Annotated in this window: 23 protein-coding genes; 18 read left to right on the top strand and 5 right to left on the bottom strand. The window is 68.9% G+C overall.

Annotated features, from left to right (window positions below; genetic code table 11):
• The 3 genes from AB4Y80_RS13735 (at position 1) to nusB (ending at position 1733) form a co-directional block, all read left to right on the top strand.
• A complete protein-coding gene (locus tag AB4Y80_RS13735) occupies positions 1-501 on the top strand; it encodes a tetratricopeptide repeat protein (protein WP_442214871.1) in 501 nt (166 codons plus the stop codon).
• Positions 502-723: 222 nt separating this feature from the next.
• The gene (efp, locus tag AB4Y80_RS13740) at positions 724-1287 is read left to right on the top strand and encodes an elongation factor P (RefSeq protein ID WP_442214873.1); all 564 of its coding nucleotides are present in this window, start codon (positions 724-726) and stop codon (positions 1285-1287) included.
• Positions 1287-1733 (top strand): transcription antitermination factor NusB, encoded by a 447-nt coding sequence (gene nusB, locus AB4Y80_RS13745; RefSeq protein ID WP_442214875.1) that lies wholly within the window; start codon positions 1287-1289, stop codon positions 1731-1733. The genes efp and nusB overlap by 1 nt, the downstream gene beginning before the upstream one ends.
• A 71-nt stretch (positions 1734-1804) precedes the next feature.
• Here nusB and AB4Y80_RS13750 read toward each other — a convergent pair whose 3' ends face one another.
• Complete coding sequence (locus tag AB4Y80_RS13750) at positions 1805-3067, bottom strand: PrsW family intramembrane metalloprotease (protein WP_442214876.1); 1263 nt, start codon at positions 3065-3067, stop codon at positions 1805-1807.
• Between the two features lie 194 nt (positions 3068-3261).
• On the opposite strand from AB4Y80_RS13750, the gene pyrR reads away from it, so the two are divergent.
• The 13 genes from pyrR (at position 3262) to AB4Y80_RS13815 (ending at position 18357) form a co-directional block, all read left to right on the top strand.
• Positions 3262-3876, top strand: a complete 615-nt coding sequence (pyrR, locus tag AB4Y80_RS13755; protein WP_442214878.1) for a bifunctional pyr operon transcriptional regulator/uracil phosphoribosyltransferase PyrR — start codon at positions 3262-3264, stop codon at positions 3874-3876.
• Positions 3873-4892, top strand: a complete 1020-nt coding sequence (locus AB4Y80_RS13760; protein WP_442214880.1) for an aspartate carbamoyltransferase catalytic subunit — start codon at positions 3873-3875, stop codon at positions 4890-4892. The genes pyrR and AB4Y80_RS13760 overlap by 4 nt, the downstream gene beginning before the upstream one ends.
• Complete coding sequence (locus tag AB4Y80_RS13765) at positions 4889-6217, top strand: dihydroorotase (RefSeq protein WP_442214882.1); 1329 nt, start codon at positions 4889-4891, stop codon at positions 6215-6217. The genes AB4Y80_RS13760 and AB4Y80_RS13765 overlap by 4 nt, the downstream gene beginning before the upstream one ends.
• Entirely contained in the window at positions 6217-6756 is a 540-nt protein-coding gene (locus AB4Y80_RS13770; RefSeq protein WP_442214884.1) for a PH-like domain-containing protein, read from the top strand. Before AB4Y80_RS13765 ends, AB4Y80_RS13770 begins: the two co-directional genes overlap by 1 nt.
• A 2-nt stretch (positions 6757-6758) precedes the next feature.
• Positions 6759-7994 (top strand): glutamine-hydrolyzing carbamoyl-phosphate synthase small subunit, encoded by a 1236-nt coding sequence (carA, locus tag AB4Y80_RS13775; RefSeq protein ID WP_442214885.1) that lies wholly within the window; start codon positions 6759-6761, stop codon positions 7992-7994.
• Positions 7994-11302, top strand: a complete 3309-nt coding sequence (carB, locus tag AB4Y80_RS13780) for a carbamoyl-phosphate synthase large subunit (protein WP_442214887.1) — start codon at positions 7994-7996, stop codon at positions 11300-11302. The genes carA and carB overlap by 1 nt, the downstream gene beginning before the upstream one ends.
• Positions 11295-12143: an orotidine-5'-phosphate decarboxylase gene (gene pyrF / locus AB4Y80_RS13785; protein WP_442214889.1), complete on the top strand. Its 849-nt coding sequence runs from the start codon at positions 11295-11297 to the stop codon at positions 12141-12143. Before carB ends, pyrF begins: the two co-directional genes overlap by 8 nt.
• Positions 12144-12251: 108 nt before the next feature.
• On the top strand, positions 12252-12572 hold the full coding sequence (gene mihF, locus AB4Y80_RS13790) for an integration host factor, actinobacterial type (RefSeq protein ID WP_442214891.1): 321 nt from the start codon (positions 12252-12254) through the stop codon (positions 12570-12572).
• Positions 12569-13186: a guanylate kinase gene (gmk, locus tag AB4Y80_RS13795; RefSeq protein ID WP_442214893.1), complete on the top strand. Its 618-nt coding sequence runs from the start codon at positions 12569-12571 to the stop codon at positions 13184-13186. The genes mihF and gmk overlap by 4 nt, the downstream gene beginning before the upstream one ends.
• Positions 13187-13219: 33 nt before the next feature.
• Positions 13220-13477 carry a DNA-directed RNA polymerase subunit omega gene (rpoZ, locus tag AB4Y80_RS13800; RefSeq protein WP_442214895.1) on the top strand — a complete coding sequence of 86 codons (258 nt, stop codon included), beginning with the start codon at positions 13220-13222 and terminating at the stop codon, positions 13475-13477.
• A 33-nt stretch (positions 13478-13510) separates the two neighbouring features.
• Positions 13511-14818: a bifunctional phosphopantothenoylcysteine decarboxylase/phosphopantothenate synthase gene (locus AB4Y80_RS13805; protein ID WP_442215019.1), complete on the top strand. Its 1308-nt coding sequence runs from the start codon at positions 13511-13513 to the stop codon at positions 14816-14818.
• Between the two features lie 67 nt (positions 14819-14885).
• On the top strand, positions 14886-16088 hold the full coding sequence (gene metK / locus AB4Y80_RS13810; RefSeq protein WP_442214897.1) for a methionine adenosyltransferase: 1203 nt from the start codon (positions 14886-14888) through the stop codon (positions 16086-16088).
• A gap of 124 nt (positions 16089-16212) precedes the next feature.
• Complete coding sequence (locus AB4Y80_RS13815; protein ID WP_442214899.1) at positions 16213-18357, top strand: primosomal protein N'; 2145 nt, start codon at positions 16213-16215, stop codon at positions 18355-18357.
• Here the strand turns inward: AB4Y80_RS13815 and AB4Y80_RS13820 are convergent.
• From AB4Y80_RS13820 to AB4Y80_RS13835, 4 genes are read right to left on the bottom strand one after another with little or no spacing between them, the layout of a single operon-like run.
• Positions 18350-19411 carry a glycosyltransferase family 4 protein gene (locus AB4Y80_RS13820; RefSeq protein ID WP_442214901.1) on the bottom strand — a complete coding sequence of 354 codons (1062 nt, stop codon included), beginning with the start codon at positions 19409-19411 and terminating at the stop codon, positions 18350-18352. The genes AB4Y80_RS13815 and AB4Y80_RS13820 overlap by 8 nt on opposite strands.
• Positions 19412-19443: 32 nt before the next feature.
• Positions 19444-20394, bottom strand: coding sequence for an alpha/beta fold hydrolase (locus tag AB4Y80_RS13825; protein WP_442214903.1), 951 nt, complete (start codon positions 20392-20394; stop codon positions 19444-19446).
• 53 nt (positions 20395-20447) lie between these two features.
• On the bottom strand, positions 20448-21281 hold the full coding sequence (locus tag AB4Y80_RS13830; protein WP_442214905.1) for an aldo/keto reductase: 834 nt from the start codon (positions 21279-21281) through the stop codon (positions 20448-20450).
• A gap of 47 nt (positions 21282-21328) precedes the next feature.
• A complete protein-coding gene (locus tag AB4Y80_RS13835; RefSeq protein WP_442214907.1) occupies positions 21329-22339 on the bottom strand; it encodes a sugar-binding transcriptional regulator in 1011 nt (336 codons plus the stop codon).
• Between the two features lie 291 nt (positions 22340-22630).
• On the opposite strand from AB4Y80_RS13835, the gene AB4Y80_RS13840 reads away from it, so the two are divergent.
• Both AB4Y80_RS13840 and glpK read left to right on the top strand, forming a co-directional pair.
• Positions 22631-23371 carry an MIP/aquaporin family protein gene (locus AB4Y80_RS13840; RefSeq protein WP_442214909.1) on the top strand — a complete coding sequence of 247 codons (741 nt, stop codon included), beginning with the start codon at positions 22631-22633 and terminating at the stop codon, positions 23369-23371.
• Positions 23372-23422: 51 nt separating this feature from the next.
• A complete protein-coding gene (gene glpK, locus AB4Y80_RS13845; RefSeq protein WP_442214911.1) occupies positions 23423-24937 on the top strand; it encodes a glycerol kinase GlpK in 1515 nt (504 codons plus the stop codon).
• The last annotated feature ends 112 nt before the right edge of the window (positions 24938-25049 follow it).

Here is a 25049-nt window from a genome sequence, read left to right on the forward strand (position 1 = left end):
GTGGGACTGAAGGACTGGCCCTCCGCCGGGTTCCCGGGGACCGCGGTCAACCCCGCCACCCTGCTGCCGGAGGTGGTGGATGAGGAAAGTTGCGCCCAGGCCCTGGAGATTTCCACGGATCCCGCCGACCACGTCTTCGTGCTGCTCGCCCGCGGGTTGGTCAACGAGGCCGCCGAGGTGGCCGCCGATGCCCGCCTTGGCGACCCCGAATCCGTCCGGCTGCAGGTCCTGGATGCGGAGGTGTTGCGGGCCAAGAAACTTTATGACCGGGCCGAGAGCGTGCTCAAGGCGCTGATCCCCAGCGTCGCCGACACCTCCCTGGAGGCCTGGATCCACCAGCAGCTCGGCAAGGTGTACTTCAGCAACGCCAACTACAACTCCGCGGCGAGGAGCTTCTCCATCGCCCTGGAACAACGCGTGGCGGCGGGGGCGGACGCGTCCGCCATCTACTCCTCCACCGTTTCCCTCAAACGCGCCCTGGACCTGGCCGAACGGGAGTGAGCCGGGGCCGCGGCCGTGTTCGGGGACACGGCGGCGGGCCTGCCGGGGCGCGGGTTTCACGCAGTGCCGCCGCAGCAGGTAGGATGGTCAATGGATTTTTGACAACACTTACCACCCCATCACCGCAACCCGAGCCCCTTCGGCGAAAGTGGCGGGTTGTGGCGGACCGTGGACGTCTCGCCCCAACGGACAGGCGTCCAAACTGATACGTAAGAGGATATTGTGGCAACGACCAACGACATCAAGAACGGCACCGTTCTCAAGCTTGAGGGCCAACTGTGGAACATCATTGAGTTCCAGCACGTCAAGCCCGGCAAGGGCGGCGCCTTTGTCCGCACGAAGATGCGCAACATCATGTCCGGCAAGGTTGTCGACAAGACCTTCAACGCCGGCCTGAAGATTGAGACCGCCACGGTGGACCGCGCCGACTACCAGTACCTGTACCAGGACGGCGAAGACTTCGTCTTCATGGACACGCACAACTTCGACCAACTCACGGTCTCCGGCGCGACGGTGGGCGAGGCCACCAACTTCATGCTGGAAAACCTCAACGTCACCATCGCCTTGCACGAGGGCAGCCCGCTGTACATCGAACTGCCCCCGTCGGTGCAGCTGCGCATCACCTACACCGAACCGGGCCTGCAGGGGGACCGTTCCTCCGCCGGCACCAAGCCCGCCACCGTGGAGACCGGCTACGAGATCCAGGTCCCGCTGTTTGTGGAGAACAACACGCTCGTGAAGGTCGATACCCGCGACGGCAGCTACCAGGGACGTGTCAGCGAGTAGTGGCAAGCAGTAAAACGCCCCAGTCGGGCAAACCAAACTCCGCACGCAGCAAGGCCCGCCGCCGGGCCCTGGACATCCTCTTTGAGGCCGAACAGCGTGACGTGAGTTCGGCGTCGGCCATTACCGGCCGCCGCGAGAAGACGGACCAGATCATCAACGTGTACACGGTGGACCTGGTCCAGGGCGTCACGGCGATGCAGGAGAGCATCGACGAGTACCTGCAGACGTATTCGCAGGGCTGGACGCTGGAACGCATGCCCGCCGTGGACCGGATCATCCTGCGCATCGGTGCCTGGGAGCTGCTTTACAATGACGACGTCCCGGACCCTGTGGCCGTCAGCGAGGCCGTGGAACTGGCCAAGATGCTCTCCACCGACGAGTCCCCGCAGTTCATCAACGGCCTGCTGGGCCGGCTGCAGCAGATCAAGCCGACCCTCCTCGCCTAGCCCCCTCACCTGACCCGCAATAGATGTCGAAAATTCGCGCGAAATCGCGAATTTTCGACATCTATTGCGGGTCAGGTGCATATGGGGGGGTGGCGGGTGGCGGCGGAGTGCCGGCCCAGCAGCTCGGAGCGGACCGCGGTGGCCTGGTGCAGGAGCACCATCTCCTGGGCCGCGGCGGCGGCGAACCGCCCCGCCCCGGCGCTGCCCGGGGCGCGGTGGGCGTCCACGAGCATCCGCTGCCGGGTAAACGCCAGGCGCGTGGCCAGCCGGATGAACTCCGCCATGGTCTTTCCGGCGCCAAACGTCCGGGCCCAGGCCAGCGCACGACGGCGGCCGCCGGCCGTGGCGAGCATCGGCACCTCGGGCTGGCTGAACCAGCCGGACGGAACGTAGTCGGCCAGCCGCCGCCGGGTGAGCCTGGCCTCGGCCCGGCGCAGGAACACTATGCCCAGGAGGAACCCCACGAAAATGGGCACCTGGACCAGGATGTAGACGGCATAAAAGTTGGTGCCGATGAACGAGGTGCTGTTCCAGAGCCCGTGCAGGAACATCGCGGGCACCAGCCCCACCGCACAGGCGGCCACGACCAGCCCGGTCCCGCCGTGCCGGGCCGCGTAGCCCACGCACAGGCCCAGGGCCCCGGTGAACATCACATGCGCGAACGGGGACATGAGCCCGCGCACCACAAAGATCGCGATCAGCCCGCCGGCGGGGCCATCGTCGGCCGTGATGGTCTGGCCGAAGTAGAGGATGTTCTCGGTGAAGGCGAACCCGGCGGCCACCATGCCCGCGTACACCACCCCGTCGATGGGGCCGTCAAAGGAGCGCCGGCGCAGGAAGAACAGCAGCAGCACGCCCGCACCCTTGGACAGTTCCTCCACCAAGGGGGCCTGCGCCACCGCGGCCACGACGTCGGGGTCCACGGCAGCGTCGCCGACCGCCAGCAGGGGATGGACCCAGCCGCCCACGACCAGCGCCGTGACCACGGCCATGCCCGCGCCCCAGCAGAACGCGGCCAGCAGGGCAGCCTTGGGTTCGGGCTCCCACCGGTCGATCCACACCAGCGTCGCCACGCAGATTCCCAGCGGGATCAGCGCCAGGGCGCCGCAGATCAGGAACACGTTGGCCCCGATGGACAGGGCGAACACCGTCAGGGTGGCAATTGTGACGAGCCCCAGGACGCACAGCAAGATGATGTTGATCACTTTTCCGGGCAGCAGCCGCCTGCGGACCGGGCCGGGGACCGGGCGGGCCCAATACCGCGGCGCCGGCATGACGGCGCCGCCGCGGACGGCCGCAGCGCCCGCAGCGGCCCACGCCGGTGCGGTCGCCACCGGTCCCGGTGCGGGGGCCGGTGCGGCGCCCTGCGTGCTCAAAGGTGGCGGCGGCGCACCCCCGGGAAGGGGCCGCCCTGGCGCGGGTTCACTCATGAATCAAGACTAGGGGACCGGCGCCCCTGTGGTAGTTTTGAAGCGCAATCATCCTTTTAATTCCGTCCAGTGAGGCGGGGAAAGGGGGACGCGAGAAAATGAGCAGCTCAACAGCGCAGTTCAACGAAGCACCGTTCAATTCGTCCCGCGTGGTACTCACCGCGGCAGACATCGACCGGGCCCTCACTCGTATCGCCTATGAAATCCTCGAAGCCAACAAAGGCTCGGAAAACCTGCTCCTTTTGGGCATCCCGCGGCGCGGCTTTCCCCTCGCCCAGCGGCTGGCCGCAAAACTGRCCGCCACCGACCCGAGCATCAACCCGGGTGCCATCGTCGGCCAGCTGGACGTCACCATGTTCCGCGACGACCTCGCCCACCAGCCCACGCGGGCTCCGCAGCGCACCCAGCTTCCCGTCTCCGGCATCGACGAAAAGGTCATCGTCCTGGTCGACGACGTCCTCTACTCCGGCCGGACCATCCGCGCCGCCTTGGACGCCCTTGTTGACCTGGGCCGGCCGCGGGCCGTCCGGCTGGCCGTGCTGGTGGACCGCGGACACCGCGAGCTGCCGATCCGGGCCGACCACGTCGGCAAGAACCTGCCCACCTCCTCCAGCGAGAAGGTGCGTGTCCGGCTGGCCGAAATTGACGGCGCCGGCGCCCCCGATGAAGTGGTCATTGAATCAGGCGCCGCCGACGTCGAGGCCGGCGCATGAGGCACCTGCTGGGCACCGAACACCTCAGCCGTGAGAATGCCATCGCCATCCTGGACACCGCAGAAGAGATGGCGGCCGTGGGGGAGCGGGAGATCAAGAAGCTGCCGGCCCTGCGCGGGCGCACCGTGGTGAACCTGTTTTTCGAGGACTCCACCCGCACCCGCATCTCCTTCGAGGCGGCCGCGAAACGGCTCTCCGCGGACGTCATCAACTTCAGCGCCAAGGGATCCTCCGTCTCCAAGGGGGAATCCCTGAAGGACACCGCGCAAACCCTGGAGGCCATGAGCGCCGACGCCGTGGTGGTCCGCCACTGGGCCTCCGGCGCGCCGGAACGGCTCGCCGGCTCCGGCTGGATCGACGCCGCCGTGATCAACGCCGGCGACGGCACTCACGCCCACCCCACCCAGGCCCTGCTGGACGCGTTCACCATGCGCGCCCACTGGTCCAAGCTGGCCGGGGTGTCCTCCGTGGGCGGGGACCTGGCCGGCATGCGCGTGGTCATTGCCGGGGACGTGCTGCACTCCCGCGTGGCCCGCTCCAACGTTTGGCTGCTGCGCACGCTCGGCGCCCGCGTCACCCTGGTGGCGCCGCCGACGCTGCTGCCGGTCGGCGTCGAGTCCTGGCCGTGCAAGGTCAGCTACGACCTGGACACCACCCTCGAGGCCGGCGTGGACGCCATCATGATGCTCCGGGTCCAGGCCGAGCGCATGAACGCCTCCTTCTTCCCCTCGACCCGCGAATACGCCAGGCGGTGGGGGTTCGACGACGCCCGGCTCGCCAGGCTGGACGCGCTGAACTTCAAGGACACGATCATCATGCACCCCGGGCCGATGAACCGCGGCCTGGAGATCTCCTCCGCCGCCGCCGACTCGCCCCGCTCCACGGTGCTCTCCCAGGTGCGCAACGGCGTCTCCGTGCGCATGGCCGTGCTGTACCTGCTGCTCTCCGGCGATCTCAGGGACACCCCCTCCGCACCCACCCCGCCCGCCGGGCAACTCGCAAAGGACCACTCATGAGCCCCACCAGTTACCTGATCCGTGCGGCCTCCGTGCTGGGCGGCCCGGCCACGGACCTGCTGCTTGTTGGTGGCGTCATCGCCGCCGCGGGGCCGAACCTGGGCGCGGACGGCGCCACCGTCATCGACGCGGCCGGCCTGATCGCCCTGCCCGGCATGGTGGACCTGCACACGCACCTGCGCGAACCCGGCCGGGAGGACGCCGAGACCGTGGAGACCGGCACGCGGGCGGCCGCCCTGGGCGGCTTCACGGCCGTGCACGCCATGGCCAACAGCTCACCCGTCGCGGATACCGCCGGTGTCGTGGAGCAGGTGTACTCCCTCGGCCGGGAATCCGGTTGGGTGGACGTGCGCCCCGTCGGCGCCGTGACCGTGGGCCTGGCCGGCGTCCAGCTGGCCGAGCTCGGGGCCATGGCCGATTCCCGCGCCCGGGTCCGGGTGTTTTCCGACGACGGCATCTGCGTCAGCGATCCCGTCCTGATGCGCCGGGCGCTGGAATACGTCAAGGCGTTCGACGGCGTGATCGCCCAGCACGCGCAGGAACCCCGGCTAACCGCCGGCGCCCAGATGAATGAGGGCAAGGTATCGGCCGTCCTGGGCCTCACCGGCTGGCCGGCCGTGGCCGAGGAGAGCATCATCGCCCGGGACGTCCTGCTCGCCCAGCACGTCGGCTCCCGCCTGCACGTGTGCCACGTCTCCACCGCCGGCTCGGTGGAGATCATCCGCTGGGCTAAGGCGCGCGGCATCAACGTCACCGCCGAGGTCACCCCGCACCACCTGCTGCTGACCGAGGAACTGGTCCGCAGCTACAACCCGGTCTACAAGGTCAACCCGCCGCTGCGCGCCGACGACGACGTGGCGGCCCTGCGCGCCGCCCTGGCCGACGGCACGATCGACATCGTGGGCACCGACCACGCCCCGCACCCCAGCGAGGCCAAGGACTGCGAATGGGCCGCCGCCGCCATGGGCATGACCGGGCTCGAGACCGCCCTGTCCGTGGTGCAGGAAACCATGATCGAAACCGGCCTGATGACGTGGGCGGACTTTGCCCGCGTCACTTCCACCGCGCCCGCCGCGATCGGCCGGCTCACCGACCAGGGCCGGCCCCTGGCGGCGGGGGAGCCGGCGAACATCGTGCTCGTCGACCCGGGGGCACGCTGGCAGGTCAACCCGGCCGCGATGGCCACCAAGGGCCGCAACTCCCCGTTTGCCGGCATGGAACTGCCCGGGAAGGTCACGGCCACCTTCTTCCGCGGCCACCCCACCGTCCTGGACGGCCGGCTCAACACGCCCTACCGGGCCACCGACCGGAACGAGGCCAACTGATGGGCGAACGCACCCTTCCGGTCCTCCTCACGCTGCTGCTGCTCGTGGCGGTGTTTGCCCTCATGGGGTGGGGCTGGCGGAACAAGCTCCGGCGCCAGGCCGGCGTGAGCGCCCTGCCCGAGCTGCCCGCGGACCTCGGCCCCGCCGTGCTGCGCGTTCCCGGCCAGTACGTGGTCACCACCGCGGCCGGCGACTGGCTGGAGAGGATCGCAGTGCACGGGCTGGGGATCCGCACCACGGCCGAACTGGCCGTCCACCGCGCCGGGGTGGTGCTGCACCGCCGCGGCGCCGCGGACATCTTCATCGCCCGGGACGCCCTGACCGAGGTCGGCACCCAAAGCGGGATGGCCGGAAAATTTGTGGAGAAGGACGGCCTGGTGGTCCTGACCTGGCTGCTCGGCGGCACCCCGGTGGACACCGGCTTCCGCACCCGGGCGGCGGAGGCGAAGCGCCCGCTGCTTGCGGCGCTGGCCCAGCTGCTGCCCGGAAGCGGCGACCAAGAACGACCCGACGCGGACATCAACGGAAAGAACAAGTGAGAATGAGTGATGCAACCATGCCCCTAGAGGCACTGCATGAAGAAGTCCAGAGCCCGGCACTGCTGATCCTGGAAGACGGACGCATCTTCCGCGGCACCAGCTACGGCGCCGAGGGCACCACCCTGGGGGAGGCCGTGTTCACCACCGGCATGACCGGCTACCAGGAGACCCTGACCGATCCCTCCTACGCCCGCCAATTGATCGTCCAGACGGCCCCGCACATCGGCAACACCGGCATCAACGCCGCCGACAACGAATCCTCCCGGATCTGGGCGGCCGGCTACGTGGTCCGCGACGCGGCCCGACGTCCATCCAACTGGCGCTCCGAAGGAACCCTGGACGAGGAACTCATCCGTCAGGGCGTGGTAGGCATCCAGGGCGTGGACACCCGCGCCATCACCCGCCACCTGCGCGAACGCGGCGCCATGAAGGCCGGCATCTTCTCCGGCACCGACGCCCTCCGCCCCGAACCCGAACTCATCGCCGCGGTCCTGGCCCAGCCGTCCATGACGGGCGCCCGCCTGGCCGAAGAGGTCAGCGTTGACCGTCCCTACGTCGTCGAACCGTCCGAGCACGGCTGGGTCGGCGAGCCGATCTTCACCATCGTCGCCCTGGACCTGGGCATGAAGGGCATGACGCCGGCCAGGTTCGCCGAGCGCGGCGTGCGCATGCACGTGTTACCCGCGGACACCAGCTTCGAGGATGCCCAGGCGCTGAACCCGGACGGCGTGTTCATCTCCAACGGCCCCGGCGACCCGGCCACGGCCGACCGCCAGGTGGCCTTCTTGCGCAGCTTCCTCGCCGACGGCGTGCCGTACTTCGGCATCTGCTTCGGCAACCAGATCCTGGGCCGCGCCCTCGGCTTTGGCACCTACAAGCTGCGCTACGGACACCGCGGCATGAACCAGCCCGTCATGGACCGCACCACCGGCAAGGTTGAAATCACCTCGCAGAACCACGGATTCGCCGTGGACGCGCCGCTGGAGGGGACCACCTCGGCCCCCGAGGAGCGGTTCGGTCGCGTCTTCGTCAGCCACATCAGCCTCAACGACCAGGTGGTGGAGGGGCTCTCCTGCCTGGACATCCCCGCCTTCTCCGTCCAGTACCACCCCGAGGCCGCCGCCGGCCCGCACGACGCCGCGTACTTGTTCGACCGGTTCATCAAGCTGATGGACTCGTACCGGGGCGCAGCAGCCCGCACCGAAACCGCCCAGAACGACACCAAGGGAAACAAGTAATGCCCAAGAGAGAAGATCTTAAGTCCGTCCTGGTCATTGGCTCCGGACCGATCGTCATCGGCCAGGCCGCCGAGTTTGACTACTCGGGCACCCAGGCGCTGCGCGTGCTCAAGGAGGAGGGCCTGCGCGTCATCCTGGTCAACTCCAACCCGGCCACCATCATGACCGACCCCGAATTCGCCGACGCCACCTACGTGGAGCCGATCACCCCCGAGGTGGTGGCGAAAATCATCGCCAAGGAGCGCCCCGACGCGATCCTGCCCACCCTGGGCGGGCAGACGGCACTGAACACGGCCATCGCGCTGGACAAGGCCGGCATCCTGGAAAAGTACAACGTGGAACTGATCGGCGCCAACATCGCCGCGATCGAGCTGGGCGAGGACCGCGAAAAGTTCAAGGGCGTGGTGGAACGGTGCGGTGCCGAGTCGGCCCGCAGCCACATCATCCACACCATGGCCGAGGCCTACGAGGCCGCGACCGACCTGGGCTACCCGATGGTCGTGCGCCCGTCCTTCACCATGGGCGGCCTCGGTTCCGGACTGGCCTATACGCCCGCGGACCTTGAACGCATCGTGGGCCAGGGCCTGCAATACAGCCCCACCACCGAGGTCCTGCTCGAGGAGAGCATCCTCGGCTGGAAGGAATACGAGCTGGAGATGATGCGGGACAAGAACGACAACGTCGTGGTCGTGTGTTCCATCGAAAACTTCGACCCGGTGGGCGTGCACACGGGCGACTCCATCACCGTGGCCCCGGCCATGACGCTCACGGACCGCGAGTACCAGAACCTGCGCGACATCTCCATCGCCGTCATCCGCGAGGTGGGCGTGGACACCGGCGGGTGCAACATCCAGTTCGCGATCGAACCCGACACCGGGCGCGTGGTGGTCATCGAGATGAACCCGCGCGTCTCCCGCTCCTCCGCGCTGGCCTCCAAGGCCACCGGCTTCGCGATCGCCAAGATCGCCACCAAGCTCTCCCTGGGCTACACGCTCGATGAGATCCCCAACGACATCACCTTGAAGACGCCGGCGTCGTTCGAACCCACGCTGGACTATGTGGTGGTGAAGGTGCCGCGCTTCGCGTTTGAGAAGTTCCCGGCCGCGGACCCGACGCTGACCACCACCATGAAGAGCGTGGGGGAGGCCATGGCCATCGGCCGCAACTTCACCGAGGCCCTGCAAAAGGCCCTGCGCTCCCTGGAGCAAAAGGGCTCCAGCCTGGACTTCAGCTCCGTGAACGAGCTCGACGTGCCGGAGCTGATCGAGGCGGCCCGGCGCCCCACCACCGAACGGCTGTCCCAGGTGCAGCGCGCCCTGCTGGGCGGGGGCACCATCGAGGCGCTGTACGAGGCAAGCGGCATCGACCCCTGGTTCCTGGACCAGCTGGTGCTGCTCAATGAAATTTCCGCCACCATCCGCCAGGCCACCGCCCTGACCCCGGAGATGCTCCGGCTGGCCAAGCGCCACGGCTTCTCCGACGCCCAGATCGGCGCGCTCACGCACAACTCCGAGGACGTGGTGCGCGGCGTCCGCCAGGCCCTGAACATCCGCCCCGTCTACAAGACCGTGGACACCTGCGCGGCCGAATTCGCCGCGTACACCCCCTACCACTACTCCTCCTACGACGAGGAGGACGAGATCGGGCTGCACGCCAAGCCGTCCGTCGTCATCCTCGGCTCCGGCCCGAACCGCATCGGCCAGGGCATCGAGTTCGACTACTCCTGTGTGCACGCCTCCATGGCGCTGCGCAAGGCCGGCTACGAGACCGTCATGATCAACTGCAACCCGGAAACGGTCTCCACCGACTACGATGTCTCCACCCGGCTCTACTTTGAGCCGCTCACGCTCGAGGACGTGCTGGAGGTCATCGCCGCGGAGGAGCGCACCGGCGGCGTCATGGGCGTCTTTGTCCAGCTTGGCGGCCAGACCCCGCTGAAGCTGGCCCAGCAGCTGGCCGACGCCGGCGTCCCCATCCTGGGCACCTCGCCGGAGGCCATCGACCTGGCCGAGCACCGCGGCATGTTTTCCCGCGTGCTGGATGCCGCCGGGCTGATCGCCCCGAAGAACGGCACGGCCGTCTCCTTCAACGACGCCAAGACGATCGCCGACGAGATCGGCTACCCCGTCCTCGTCCGCCCCTCCTACGTGCTGGGCGGGCGCGGGATGGAGATCGTCTACGACGAAGACAGCCTGGCCCGCTACATCAAGAACGCCACGGAAATCACCCAGGCGCACCCGGTGCTCATCGACAGGTTCCTGGAGGATGCGATCGAGATCGACGTCGACGCCCTCTACGACGGTACGGACATGTACCTTGGCGGCATCATGGAACACATCGAGGAGGCCGGCATCCACTCCGGGGACTCCGCCTGCGTGCTGCCGCCCATCACCCTGGGCAAGGACGTCCAGGACCGCGTCCGTGCGGCCACCTTGGCCATTGCCGAGGGCGTGGGCGTGCGCGGGCTGATCAACATCCAGTTCGCCCTCGCCGCGGACGTCCTGTACGTGCTCGAGGCCAACCCGCGCGCCTCCCGCACCGTGCCGTTCGTCTCCAAGGCCACGGGCGTGCAGATGTCCAAGGCCGCGGCCCTGATCGGCGTGGGCGTCTCGATCGCCCACCTGCGCAGCGTGCACCACATCCTGCCGGAGGTCGGCGACGGCGGCACGCTGCCCGACGACGCCCCGGTGGCGGTGAAGGAGGCCGTCATGCCCTTCAACCGCTTCCGCACCCCCGAGGGACACGTGGTCGACTCCCTGCTCGGCCCGGAGATGCGCTCCACGGGCGAGGTCATGGGCATCGACAAGCACTTTGACACGGCCTTCGCCAAGAGCCAGGCCGCCGCCAACGGTGCCCTGCCCGTCTCCGGGAAGGTGTTTGTCTCGGTCGCCAACCGCGACAAGCGCTCCATCATCATGGCCGTCAAGCGCCTCGTGGACCTCGGCTATGAGATCGTCTCCACGGGCGGCACGGCCGACGTGCTGCGCCGCAACGGCATCGCGGCCACCACGGTGCGCAAGATCGCCGAGGGCCGCTCCGCCGACGGCGAGGCCACCATCACCGATCTGATCAACAACGGCGAGATCGACATGATCTTCAACACACCCAGCGGCGGGCAGGCCCGCGGCGACGGCTACGAAATCCGTGCCGCCGCCGTCTCCAACGGCAGGCCCTGCATCACTACGGTGGCCGAGTTCAACGTGGCCGTCCAGGCCATGGAGGCGCTGCGGACCTACGAGTGGGATGTGACCAGCCTGCAGGAACACGCGAAGGTCCTGGCGGCCGGTCAGGCCCGGCAAAATGCCTGACGGTTCCGGCGGCCGGGCCCCCTTCGGGGCCCGCCTCGCCGCCGCCATGCTCGCCCGCGGCCCCCTCTGCGTGGGCATCGACCCGCATCCTGGGCTGCTGGCGGCCTGGGGGCTGGCGGACTCCGCGGCCGGCCTGCGCGCGTTTTCCCGGACCACGCTGGAGGCCGTGGCCCCGCTGGCGGCCGCCATCAAGCCCCAGGTCGCCCTCTACGAACGGCACGGCTCGGCCGGGCTGGCCGCCCTGGAGGACCTCCTGGCAGCGGCCGCGGACGCGCAGGTGCTGACCATCGCCGACGCCAAGCGCGGGGACATCGGCTCCACCATGGCCGGCTATGCCGACGCCTGGCTGCGGGACGGTTCGGCCCTGGCGGCGGACGCGGTGACCCTGAGCCCCTACCTGGGCTTCGAGTCGCTGCGCCCGGCCCTGGAGCTGGCCGCCAACTCCGGACGCGGCGTCTTCGTGCTGGCCCTGACCTCCAACCCGGAGGGGGCCTCCGTGCAGCACGCGGGCGGACCCAATTCCGTGGCGCGGGGCATCGTGGCGGCGGCCGCCGCCGAAAACCGGCGCTACGCCGCGGAGACGCTCGGCTCGGTGGGCGTCGTGGTGGGTGCCACCGTCGGGGATGCCCTGGTGCGGCTCGGCATTGACCTCGCGGGGCTGCACGGGCCCATCCTGGCGCCCGGACTCGGCGCCCAGGGCGCCACGGGGGCGGACCTGCGGGCCACCTTCGGTGTCGCGTACCGGCAGGTCCTGGCCACGTCCAGCCGCGGCATCCTGGCCGCCGGGCCGGACGTGGCCGCGTTGCGGGCCGCCACGCAGGAAACCCTGCGGGGACTGTAGGGCCCCGGATTGATTTTGGCACCCGTGTGCGGATAGGTTCGTCTAGAAGCCCTGTGCATCTGTTCCCATCCGCACCGGACCCCCGTTCGTTCCATGAGGAGTCTTGTCGTGAGTTTGCCGCCACTGTCAAATGAGGAACGCGCAGAGGCGCTCAAGCGGGCCGTGGCCGCCCGGAACGTGCGCTCGGAGATCAAGCAACAGCTCAAGTCCGGCGGCATCGCCGTTGCCGACGTGCTGGCCGCGGCCGAGGCCGACCCGGCGATCGGCCGGATGAAGGTCACCGACTTATTGGAAGCCCTCCCGGGCATTGGAAAGGTACGTGCAACAGTGATTATGAGCGAGCTGGGGATTGCCCCAACACGCCGCGTCCGCGGACTGGGCGTGCACCAGCGCCGGTCACTGAGCGACTTCACGAGGGACGGGCGTTGAGCGCCGGCCCCACGGTCCCCACCGAGCACACGGACCGCACCAAGCCGCGCTCCGGCGTCACCGTCCTGGCCGGACCCACCGCCGTCGGAAAGGGCACGGTCTCCACCTTCATCCGGGACAACTACCCCAACGTGTGGCTCTCCGTCTCCGCCACCACCCGCCCGGCCCGGCCCGGCGAGGTGGAGGGCGTGCACTATTTCTTCAAGACCGCCGAACAATTCGACGAGCTGGTGGCCCGCGGCGAGCTGCTGGAGTGGGCCCTCGTGCACGGGGCCAACCGGTACGGGACGCTGCGCAGCGCGGTCGAACGCGCCGTGGCCGACGGCAAGTGCGTGCTCCTGGAGATCGACCTGCAGGGCGCCCGCCAGGTCAAGGCGGCCATGCCGGAGGCCGATTTCGTCTTTTTGTCCCCGCCGAGCTGGGACGAACTGGTCCGGCGGCTGGTGGGCCGCGGCACGGAAACCGCCCAGGAGCAGCACCGCCGCCTGGAAACGGCTAAACTGGAACTTGCTGCCCAACCGGAGTTCGACTACACCATCGTCAACGATGATGTTCGCCGCGCCGCGGCTGAGCTCGTTACCCTGATGGGTCTGACCCCCAGTCACGTTGACTGACCAGGCACCACCCACACGATTTTGGAGAAGTAATTGACTACACAACCCGAAGGCATCATCAACCCGTCCATCGATTCCCTGCTGCAGGCCGCGGACTCGAAGTACGGCTTGGTTATCTTTGGTGCCAAGCGTGCCCGTCAGATCAACGCCTACTACGCCCAGCTCCACGAGGGCCTCTTTGAGTATGTCGGCCCGCTGGTGGACACCAAGTTGAACGAGAAGTCCCTCTCCATCGCCTTCCGTGAGATCGACGAGGGCCTGCTGGTCTCCTCACCGGTTGAAACCGTCTAGCGGCCGCACGAACACCGGTCGAGCGTGAGCGCGCTGAACATTGTTCTGGGAGTGGGGGGCGGCATCGCCGCCTACAAGTCGGCCCTGTTGCTGCGGCTGTTCACCGAGGCCGGCCACCAGGTCACGGTCATTCCCACGGAGGCCTCCACGCGGTTTGTGGGCATCGCCACCTGGGAGGCCCTCAGCGGGCGGCCCGCGACCAACGACGTCTTTGACGCCGTGGAGTCGGTCAACCATGTGCGGATCGGCCAATCGGCGGACCTGATCGTGGTGGCCCCGGCCACGGCGGACCTGCTGGCCAGGGCCGCGACCGGCCAGGCCGACGACCTGCTCACCACCACCTTGCTGATGGCCCGCGGTCCCGTCCTGTTCGCCCCCGCCATGCACACGGAAATGTGGCGGCACGCGGCCACCGCCGCCAATGTGGCGACCCTGCGCTCCCGCGGCATCCACGTTCTTGACCCCGCCGAGGGGCGCCTGACCGGCCCGGACAGCGGGCCCGGCCGGCTTCCCGAGCCCGAGGCGATCTTCGCCGCCGCCATGGCCCTGCTCCCCGGGGCCCCGGGAACAACAGGGGCTCCGGGAACAACAGGGGCCCCGGGAACAACGGGGGCCACGGCCGGACCTTCCCGGGCGCCGGGGACCCTGGACGGCCTGCACGTCGTGGTCACCGCCGGCGGCACCCGGGAACCGCTGGACCCCGTCCGGTTCCTGGGGAACAAGTCCTCCGGCAAGCAGGGCGTCGCCCTCGTGGCGGCCGCACTGGCTGCCGGGGCCCGCGTCACCTTGATCCATGCCCACATGGACGTTCCCGCCCCGGCCGGAGCCACCGTTCAGGCGGTGGAGACGGCCCTGGAACTGCGCACGGCCACCCTGGCCGCAGCCGCCGGCGCCGATGTGGTGATCATGGCCGCCGCCGTCGCCGACTTCCGCCCGGCCAGCGTCTCCGACGGCAAGATCAAAAAGCGCGACGACGTTGCCGATCCGGTCATCGAACTGGTCCGCAATCCGGACATCCTGGYCGAGGTGGTGGCCCACCGGGCCGCACAAAACCGGGATCAGCTGGTGGTCGGCTTCGCCGCCGAGACCGGCGACGGTAACGGGGGCGTCATGGAGTACGCCCGGGCCAAGCTCCAACGCAAGGGCTGCGACCTGTTGGTCGTCAACCAGGTCGGCCCGGGGGAGTCCGGTGACGAACAGGTCTTTGGCCGGGACGGCAACCAGGTCCACATCCTGGCCCTCGACGGGGCCCGCCCCGTCGAGGCGGCCGGCTCCAAGCGCGAGGTGGCCGACGCCGTCGTGCGGGTCATTGCCGACAGGCTCGCCGCCGGCCGGCACTAGGACGTCCATGACCATCCGTGTTCCCCGCCACCAGGGGCCGGGACGAAAAAACTAGTAGAGTGGACCAGTGACTTCAGCTAACCCCTTGCGCCTATTTACCTCCGAATCCGTGACCGCAGGCCATCCGGACAAGATTTGTGACCAGATCAGCGATGCGATTTTGGATGCCCTGCTGGCCGAGGATCCCAATTCCCGGGTGGCGGTGGAAACCATGGCCACCACCGGGCTGGTCCATGTGGCCGGGGAAGTCACCACCGACGCCTACGTGGAAATCCCGGCCATCGTGCGCAACACCATCTTGGATATCGGCTACGATTCCTCCGCCAACGGCTTCGACGGCGCCCGCTGCGGCGTCTCCGTCTCGATCGGGCAGCAGTCGCAAGACATTTTCGACGGCGTCTTCAACTCCCTGGAGGTCCGCGAGGGCACGGCGGTCGATGAGGACGACACCCAGGGCGCCGGCGACCAGGGCCTGATGTTCGGCTACGCCAGCAACGAGACCGCCTCCTACATGCCGACCCCGATCTACCTGGCGCACCGACTGTCCGAGCGGCTGACCGACGTGCGCAAGTCAGGGCTGCTGTCCTACCTGCGCCCGGACGGCAAGACCCAGGTGACCATCGGCTACGACGGCGACAAGCCGGTCTCGGTGGACACCGTCGTCATCTCCAGCCAGCACGCCGAGGGCACGGACCTTCAACGGCTGCGCCACGACCTGGCGGAATTGGTGATCGCGCCCGTCATGGACGCCTCCGGACTGGACCTCTCGGCCGTCAAGACACACCTGAACCCGGCCGGCCCCTTTGTGGTGGGCGGGCCCGTGGGCGACGCCGGGCTGACGGGGCGCAAGATCATCGTTGACACGTACGGCGGCATGGCCCGCCACGGCGGCGGCGCCTTCTCCGGCAAGGACCCGTCCAAGGTGGACCGCTCCGCCGCCTACGCCGTGCGCTGGGTGGCCAAGAACGTGGTGGCCGCCGGTCTGGCCAGCCGCGCCGAGGTGCAGGTCGGCTACGCGATCGGCAAGGCCCGCCCCGTGGGCATCTACGTCGAGACGTTTGGCACCGAAACCGTTGACCCGCGGCAGATCGAGGCGGCCATCAACGCCGTGTTTGACCTGCGCCCGCGCCCCATCATCCGGGACCTGGACCTCAAGCGACCCATTTACGCCAAGACGGCCGCGCACGGCCACTTCGGCCGGGACGATCCCGACTTCACGTGGGAGAACCTGGACCGGGTGGACGCCCTGAAGGCGTTCTTCAACGCCTAGCGGCGTCGGGCAGCACGAGTTATCCACAACGGCACAGGGCGCGGACAACAATGTCCGCGCCCTGTGCTTAGCTGGTGGCAGAGAAGAATCCCATTTGATCCACGCGACGGCTGAGGAGGACCCCATGGACTCTCATCCCGAGCAGGGCATCCAGCTGAGCCTGCTCAGCGGTTTTGTGGGCCGCGAACGGGTCGCCGACCCCCACTCGGGGGTGGAGCTGGCGCCCTCCCTGCCCGTGGCGCAGGTCGTCATCGACTCGCCGCTGCCGCACCTGGACCGGATCTTTGACTACTCGGTGCCCCGGGAGCTCGACGCCGCCGCCCTGCCCGGCGTGCGGGTGCGGGTGAAGTTTTCCGGCCAGGACCTCAACGGTTTTTTGGCCGCGCGGGTGGCCGCCTCCGAGAGCGAGCGCCTCGTGCCCCTGAGCCGGGTGTATTCGCCGGTGCCCGTCCTGCAGCCGCAGATCCTTGAGCTGGCCGCCCGGGTGGCCGGCCGCTATTGCGGCACCGTTGCCGACGTGCTGCGCGTTGCCGTCCCGCCGCGGGTGGCCAGGGTCGAGAAGGACTATCTGGCCGCCGCCCCGGCCTCCGGTGCCGAATCCGCCGCCGCTGCCGCCACGCCTGTGGCGGGGGCCCCGGCCGTGCCGCCGGCCGCCCATCCCGGAGCCTCCCTGTTCACCGGCTACTCCAATGCCGAGGCGTTTCTCACGCAGCTGTCCCTGGGCGGATCGCCCAAGGGGGTCCTGGCGGCCCTGACCGGCTTCGGGCCCGGCTCCTGGCACCACCAGATCGCCCAGGCCGTGGCCTACTGCCAGCTATCGGGGCGCGGGGCGATCGTGGTGGTGCCCGATCTCCGGGAGCTGGACCTCCTGGACAAGGCGTTTGCCCACGTCCTGCCGGCGGACTCCCACGTGCGCCTGACGGCCGACGACGGCCCCACCCAGCGCTATGAGAACTACCTGCGCGTGCTGCGTGGGGAGGTCAAGATCGTTATCGGCACCCGGTCCGCCGCGTACGCCCCGGTCCGGGAGCTGGGCCTGGTCTGCTGCTGGGACGACGGCGACGAGCTGCACATCGAGCGCAGGGCCCCGTACCAGCACAGCCGCGACGTCCTGCTGCTGCGCTCCGAAATTGAAGACACCGCAGTGCTCATGGCCGCCCACAGCCGCAGCACGGAGGCCCAGCGCCTGCTGGCCACCGGGTGGGCCCAGTCGCTGGCCGCGGCGCGGCCCACGGCCCGCCTGGCCACGGCACGGGTCATCAGCACCGCGGATTCCTTTGAACAGGCCCGGGACCCCCTGGCGGCCATGGCCCGGCTGCCGCACCGGGCCTGGCAGGTGGCCAAGGATGCCCTGGCGGCCGGGCCGGTCCTGGTCCAGGTGGCCCGGACCGGCTACGCGCCGGCCCTGGCCTGCCAACGATGCCGCGAAGTGGCCCGCTGCACCGACTGCACCGGCCCGCTCCTGCAAGCGCGGGCCGGGGGGTCCGCGCAGGTTTTGCTTTCCTGCCGGTGGTGTGGCCGGGCCGAGACCTCTTTCAGTTGCCCGACGTGCGGCAGCCACGCGCTGCGCGCCATTACCGTCGGGGCGGCGCGGACGGCGGAGGAACTGGGCCGGGCATTTCCCTCGGTTCCGGTGATTTCCTCGGCGGGCGAGCACATCAAGGCGGCCGTCCCGGACCGGCCCGCCATCGTGGTCGCCACCATCGGCGCGGAGCCGGTGGCCGCCCACGGCTATGCGGCGGCCCTGCTCCTGGATGGGGATGCGATGCTGCGGCGGGAGTCGCTGCGCTCCGGCGAGGACACGCTGCGCCGCTGGATGAATGCCGCCGCGCTCGTGCGCCCGGCCCGGGACGGCGGTTTGATCGTGGTGACCGCCGACGATTCGGTGGAGGTGGCGGCGCTGGTCCGCTGGGACCCGGCCGGCTACGCGGAACGGGAATTCGGGCTGCGGCACGAGCTGCAGCTGCCCCCGGCCGTGCGGGTCGCCGCGCTGACCGGGGGTGAGGACGACGTGAAGGCCTTCGTCGCCGCCCTGGACTTGCCCGCCCAGGTGCGCGTCATCGGTCCGGCGCCGCTGGCTGCCGGCCCGCCCCAGGGCCGGGGGGCCGCGGACGTTCCGGACGCCCCCGACTACCGGACCCTGCTCTTCTTCCCCTACGGCATGGCCGCCCGCATCACGGCCGCGCTGCGGGCGCAAAAGTCCGCCAATGCGGCGCGCCGGGTGGGTGCCCCGGTCCAGGTCCGCTGCGACGGGGTCGACGTCATTTAGTTCCGGCCCGCAGCTCCGCCGCGATCGCCAAGAGTTCCCGGGCCGAGGCGTCCCAGCTGAACGTGGCGGCCCGCGCCACCGAGGCCACGGAACGCTCCGCCCAGTGGGCCGGGGAGTCCAGCGTCCGCACGGCGGCGGCGAAGTCGGCGGGGGAGTCGGCCGGCACATAGTGCGCCGCGTCGCCGCCCACCTCCCGAAAAATTTCGGTGTCCGCCACGACCACCGGGGTGCCCAGGGCCATCGCCTCGACCAGGGGCAGCCCGTAGCCCTCGGCCCTGGACAGGGTCACCAGCGCCGTCGTGCGCAGCAGCAGCTGGTCGTATTGGGCATCCGTGACCCCGTTGTGGAAGACCACCGTCGCCCCGGCGGGCACCAGCGCCTCCAGTTCCCTCCGGCGCGCCGGGGTGATCCGGCTGAGCAGGTGCAGCGCGAAGTCCGGCAGCCAGGCCATGCCGGCGATCAGCGTCTCCACGTTCTTGTACGGCATGAAGGAGCCCATGTACGTCAGCGTCTTTTCCGGTGCGACGGCGGGATTGCGCGGCACCCGCCCGCCCTGCGGCGCGTTGCCCACGATCCGGATGGGACGCCGGGTGAGCCGGTGCCGGCGCATCTGGGCGAGCGTCGTCTGGCTGATGGTGGCGACCACGTTGGCCCGGTTCAACAGCAGCCGCTGCGGCCAGTACGCCTTGTGGTAGAGCCGCCACAGCACGCGCACGGGTGCCGGCAGGAAGCCCGGGGGCGCCGGGTGTTCGTAGTAGATAAGATCGTGCAGCGTCAGCACCAGCGGGTACTTGCGCCCCCAGCTGCCCATGGTCTGCATGGGGCAAAACACCAGGTCCGGGGACAGCTTGTTGACCGTGCGCGCCACGATAAGCTCCAGCGGGGACAACGGCGAGCGGATGAGCACCGAGGGCACGTCCGGCAGCAGCGCCAGCTGCCGGACGTCGCTGATGAGCATGGTGACGTCGGCGTGCGGTGCGACGGCGGCGATGAGGCTCGCGCCGTAGCGGCTGATGCCGTCGTGGTGGTCCAGGCGCGTAAACCGGGCATCCATGACAATTTTGGGCCTTTCGGGCCGGCTCTCGATCACAGGGGAGGGTGCCTTTCGAGAAAATCGAGGATCGCCGCAGCCGCCGGCTGCGGGGTTTCATAGTGGATGAGGTGGCCGACGTCGCCGATGACCACCAGCTCGCCCCGGGGCAGCAACTCCATGAGCTTGTGCTGGCTGGGCAGCGTGGCAATTTCATCCTCGGCGCCGGCGATGAGCAGCGTGGGCAGCGTCAACTGCTCGGCCACCTGGCGCACCGTCCCGGCGACCGAGGCCCGGAAGGACTCCAGCAGCATGTCCCGATCGGCAAAGGAACTGAAATAGGCGTGGTGCTGGCCGTGGATGAACGCCCGCAACGCCGGGTCCCGGGTCTTGGCCATGGCCACGCTCATGGCCTGGACGATCAGCGGGTTGCGCAGCAGGGCGTTTCCCGGCCCGGCCGGCAGCCTGGCCGCCACCCGGTAGTAAAAAACCGCCAGCTTGGTCAGGACACCCGCCGGGCCTTCAAGTGCGGGCGCGGCGATGGGGTTGACCAGGATCAACGGAAACACCCGGCCCGGGTGGGCGGCGGCAAAATGGCCGGCCACGATCGAGCCGAAGGAGTGGCCCAGCAGCACCGTGTCCCGGCCCAGCGCCAGGGCATCCAGGAAGTCGCCCAGAAAACGGCCGTAGCCGGCAATGTCGTGGGCCGCGTCCGGGAATGCCGGGGACTGTCCAAAACCGGGCAGGTCCGGCATTACGATGCGCATGTGGGGGAGCAGCTCCACCACACGCTCCAGCCCGTGGTGGTCGCCGCGGAAGCCGTGGACCATGACAATGGTGCGTGTCTGCGGCGTCCACTCCACCGGCGCGTAGTCCCAGTAGCGGACGACGACGCCGCCCACTGAGACGGTGTGCCCGTCCGCCCGGGCGCCCAGGTCCACGGCGATCGGCGCACGCCCGGCCCCGCCGGGCACGCCCTTGCCCCACCACGGGGTTGTGCTCCGCACGGTCTTATTCCACACGCTCTTATTCCGCACGCTCTTGTTCCGCACAGGTACCCCTAGTTCACGTCGTTGGGGTTGGAGCCGGAGCGCTGCCCGCGGTCCATGGCCTCGATGGCAGCGAATTCTCCGGCCGACAGCTCGAAGTCAAACACGTTGAGGTTTTCGCGGATCCGTCCCGCGCTGCTGGCCTTGGGGATCACCAGGTGGCCGGACTGGACATGCCAGCGCAACACCACCTGCGCCGTCGAGCGTCCGTGGGCGGCGGCGATGGCGCCCAGCCCGGGGTCGGCCAGCAGGGCGCCGCGGGCCAGCGGACTCCAGGCCTGCGTGGCGATGCCGAGCTCGGCGTGGAGGGCGCGGAGTTCGCGCTGCGCCAGCCACGGGTGCAGCTCCACCTGGTTGACGGCGGGCACCACCCCAGTGGCCTCCAGCAGGCGGCGCAGGTGCTCGGGTTCGAAGTTGCTGACCCCGATGGCGCGCACCCGGCCCTGGTGGTAGAGCGATTCAAGGGCCCGGTAGGTGGGAATGTACAGCTCCCGGGCGGGGGCCGGCCAGTGGATGAGGAACATGTCAAGGTAGTCCAGCCCCAGCCGGGCCAGGGACTCGTCGAACGCGGCCAGCGTGGCGTCATAGCCCTGCCGGTCGTTCCAGACCTTGGAGGTGATGAAGATGTCCTCCCGGGGCGTGCCGGCGGCGACGGCGCGGCGCACGGCCGCCCCGACGCCGGCCTCGTTGCCGTACATGGCCGCCGTGTCCACGGTGCGATAGCCGGCGTCGAGCGCTGTGGCCACGAGGTCGGCACAGTCCGCCGGGGGGACCTTGTAGACCCCGAAACCGAGGGCGTCGATCCGGACGCCGTTGTTCAGCGTCTTTTTGGGTGCTGCATGCATGCCTACGACTCTACCGAGCAAAGCGGCCCGGCACGCATGCGGCGCGGCTACAGGCCCTCCAGGCTGTTCAGGAGGCCAAAGATGGGATCCGCGGACGGGCTCTCCTGTTCCACCAGTATCCGGGCCGTGGATTCATCCAGGATGAGGTCCGTGGCCAGCCCGGCGGCCAGCGCGCCGCGCAGCCCCCTGATCTTCTTGGCCCCGGAGATGATGCAGATGCGCCGCCGGACTTGGCGCAGCTTGGCCAGGCTGGGGCCGCTGGAGCGGTCGTTGAGGACAATGCCCGCATCGCTGCCGTCGGAGCGAAAGAAGACGGTGGCCACGTCCCCCGCGACGCCGCCGGCCTCCAGGGCCGCGATGTCCGTGGCATCCAGGTAGCCGCCGGAGTACACGTGGCTGGGGAGGTCGGCGTCTATGGAGCCGACGCCGAAAATGGCGATGGTCATGCGGTCCTGCAGGTCCAGGATGCGCCGGACGCTGCGTTCCTGCCACATCATGCGCTTGGTCTCGGCCTTGTCAAAGAAGGCCGGAACCGGGAACTGTTCGACGGTGGCCCCGTAGGCCGTGCCGAACCGCCGGATGATCTCGGAGGCATAGGCGATGCCGGAGGTTTGCGTGTTCCCGGCGCCGTTGAGTTGGACGATGACGGTGCCGTGGGTGGTCTTGCGGGTCAGGTGCCGGCTGACGGTGCTCAGCGTTGACCCCCAGGCGACGCCGATGACCGCGTTCGAATCGACCAGCGGGCCGATGGTGCGGGCCGCCTGCATGCTGACCCGGTCCAGGACCTCCACCTCGTTGAGCGTGTCCGCCACGGGGACCACATGAACGTCTACCCGGTACCGCTTGTGGATGGCCCGCTCCAGTTCCGGGGCCCGGTCCGAGGGCGTCTTGACCTGAATCTGCACCAGCCCGCTGTCCCGGGCCGCGGACAGCAGCCGGGACACGGTGGAGCGGGACGTGCGCAACTCCCGGGCGATGGCGTCCATCGTCTGGGCCTGCAGATAGTACATTTGTGCAGCACGGAGCGCATCCGAGGCCCTGGTTGGTTTCGTTGGCATGGGCCGCACCGCCTTTTTGCACGTTCGTGCAACCGTGTTGACTATATTTTCCGATTGCTCCAACAATAATGGGAACAGACGCCCGGCGCGCAACGACTCGGGACTCGATGGGGGTCACAGTGAGAATCCTCGGCACCACGGGCAGGCTAGCTCCCCCTCGCGAAAGTGCCCCCGCGCCCCGGCGCCCCGTGGAAAGCTTGATTGCCTAAGGCTCCCGGGCAACGCGGCTCAAGGCGGGCGGGCCAAAAGGGTGCGTCCGGCGCATAATCAAATAAAGATAAGGAGTCAAAGATGTCTCTTGGAATTGTGTTCCTCTCCGAAGTGATGGGAACCATGATGCTGACCCTGCTGGGTTGCGGCGTCGTAGCCAACGTTGCGCTGAAGGGATCCAAGGGCAATGCCGGCGGATTCCTCCTGGTCAACTGGGGATGGGGCCTGGCCGTGATGTGCGGCGTGTTTGTTGCCGCGAAGTCCGGCGCGCACCTGAACCCGGCCGTCACCGTGGGCATCCTCTCCAGCGGCGCCTCCAACTACGCCCCGGAGGTTCCGATTACGTTTGGGTCCACGCTGACCTACTTTGGCGGGGAAATGCTCGGCGCATTCCTCGGCGCGGTGTTTTGCTGGGTGGCGTACAAGCAGCACTTTGACGGCGAACAAGATGCCGCCGCCAAGCTGGGCGTGTTCTCCACCGGCCCGGCCATCCGCAGCTACGGCTGGAACGTGGTCACCGAGGTCATCGGCACCTTCGTGCTGGTGTTCGTCATCCTCCACTTCGGCGGCGGCGTGACCGGGCTCGGCCCGTTGCCGGTGGCCCTGTTGGTGGTTGGCATTGGCGCCTCCCTTGGCGGGCCCACCGGCTACGCCATCAACCCGGCCCGTGACCTGGGCCCGCGCATCGCCCATGCACTGCTGCCCATCAAGGGCAAGGGCTCCAGCGACTGGAGCTACTCCTGGGTTCCGATCGTTGGACCGCTGGTTGGCGGCGCCCTCGGCGGACTGATGGCCCAGTGGCTGCCGCTCGTGGTGAAGTGACCACAACCTACGGCAGATAAATAGCAGATTCTACAAACAAAGGAAGCAATGATGTCCAAGTATGTAATCGCTATCGATCAGGGAACTACGAGTAGCCGTGCCATCGTCTTCGACCATGACGGCAACATTGTTTCCAGCGGCCAGCTCGAGCACGAGCAGATCTTCCCGAAGCCGGGCTGGGTCGAGCACGATGCCGTCGAAATCTGGAACAACACCCGCGAGGTCATCGGCACGGCGCTGGCCCAGGCCAACCTGACCCGGCACGACATCGTCGGTGTCGGCATCACCAACCAGCGGGAGACCGCCGTCGTCTGGGACAAGAACACCGGCGTGCCCGTGTACAACGCCATCGTGTGGCAGGACACCCGCACCCAGGGCATCGTCGACGAGCTGGCGGCCGACGGCGGCGTCGAGCGGTTCAAGCAGAAGGTCGGCCTGCCGCTGGCCACCTACTTCTCCGGCACCAAGATCAAGTGGATCCTGGACAATGTGGAGGGCGCGCGGGAAAAGGCGGAGGCCGGGGACCTGCTCTTTGGCAACACGGACAGCTGGGTCACCTGGAACCTGACCGGCGGGGTGGACGGCGGCGTCCACATCACCGACGTCACCAACGCCTCGCGCACCCTGTTCATGGACCTGGAGACGCTTTCCTGGGATGAGGAGATCCTGGCCGCCTTCGGCGTGCCGAAGTCCATGATGCCCGCCATCAAGTCCTCCTCGGAGGTCTACGGCACCGTGCACGGCAGCCAGCTGCTGCGTGAGGTCCCCGTGGCCGGCATCCTCGGCGACCAGCAGGCCGCCACCTTTGGCCAGGCCGCCTTTGAGACCGGCGAGGCCAAGAACACGTACGGCACCGGCTGCTTCCTGATCTTCAACACCGGAGAGGAGATCGTCCACTCCAAGAACGGGCTGCTGACCACGCTCGGCTACAAGCTGGGCGACGCGGCACCGCACTACGCGCTGGAAGGCTCCATCGCCGTCACCGGATCCCTCATCCAGTGGCTGCGCGACAACGTGGGCATGATCAAGTCCGCGCCCGAGGTGGAGGAACTGGCCGCCGCGGTGGAGGACAACGGCGGCGTCTACATCGTGCCGGCCTTCTCCGGACTGTTCGCCCCCTACTGGCGCTCCGACGCCCGCGGCGCCATCGTGGGCCTGACCCGGTTCGTGAACAAGAACCACATCGCCCGGGCCGCGCTGGAGGCCACCGCGTTCCAGACCCGGGAGGTGCTCGACGCGGTCAACGCCGACTCCGGCGTGGACCTGACCGAACTGAAGGTCGACGGCGGCATGGTCGCCAACGACGCCCTGATGCAGTTCCAGGCCGACATCCTTGGCGTCCCCGTCATTCGCCCGAAGGTGGTCGAGACCACCGCCCTCGGCGCCGCCTATGCCGCCGGCCTGGCCGTCGGCTTCTGGAAGGACCTGGGGGAGCTGTCCGCGAACTGGTCCGAGGACAAGCGCTGGCTGCCGACCATGGACGCCGCCGAACGCGACCGCCAGATGCGCCTGTGGAAGAAGGCCGTCACCAAGTCCATGGACTGGGTCGATGACGACGTGAAGTAGCAACCGCTGCGGATCTGCCCTGGCAACCGCCATCGAGAAGGGGTCCCGCCGCTCGCCGGGGCAACCGTCGTCGAGAAGCCGCCCCCGGGCCCCTTCTCGACGACGGTTGCCC

It is taken from the genome of Specibacter sp. RAF43 (genome assembly GCF_052114065.1).
Lineage (GTDB): Bacteria > Actinomycetota > Actinomycetes > Actinomycetales > Micrococcaceae > Specibacter.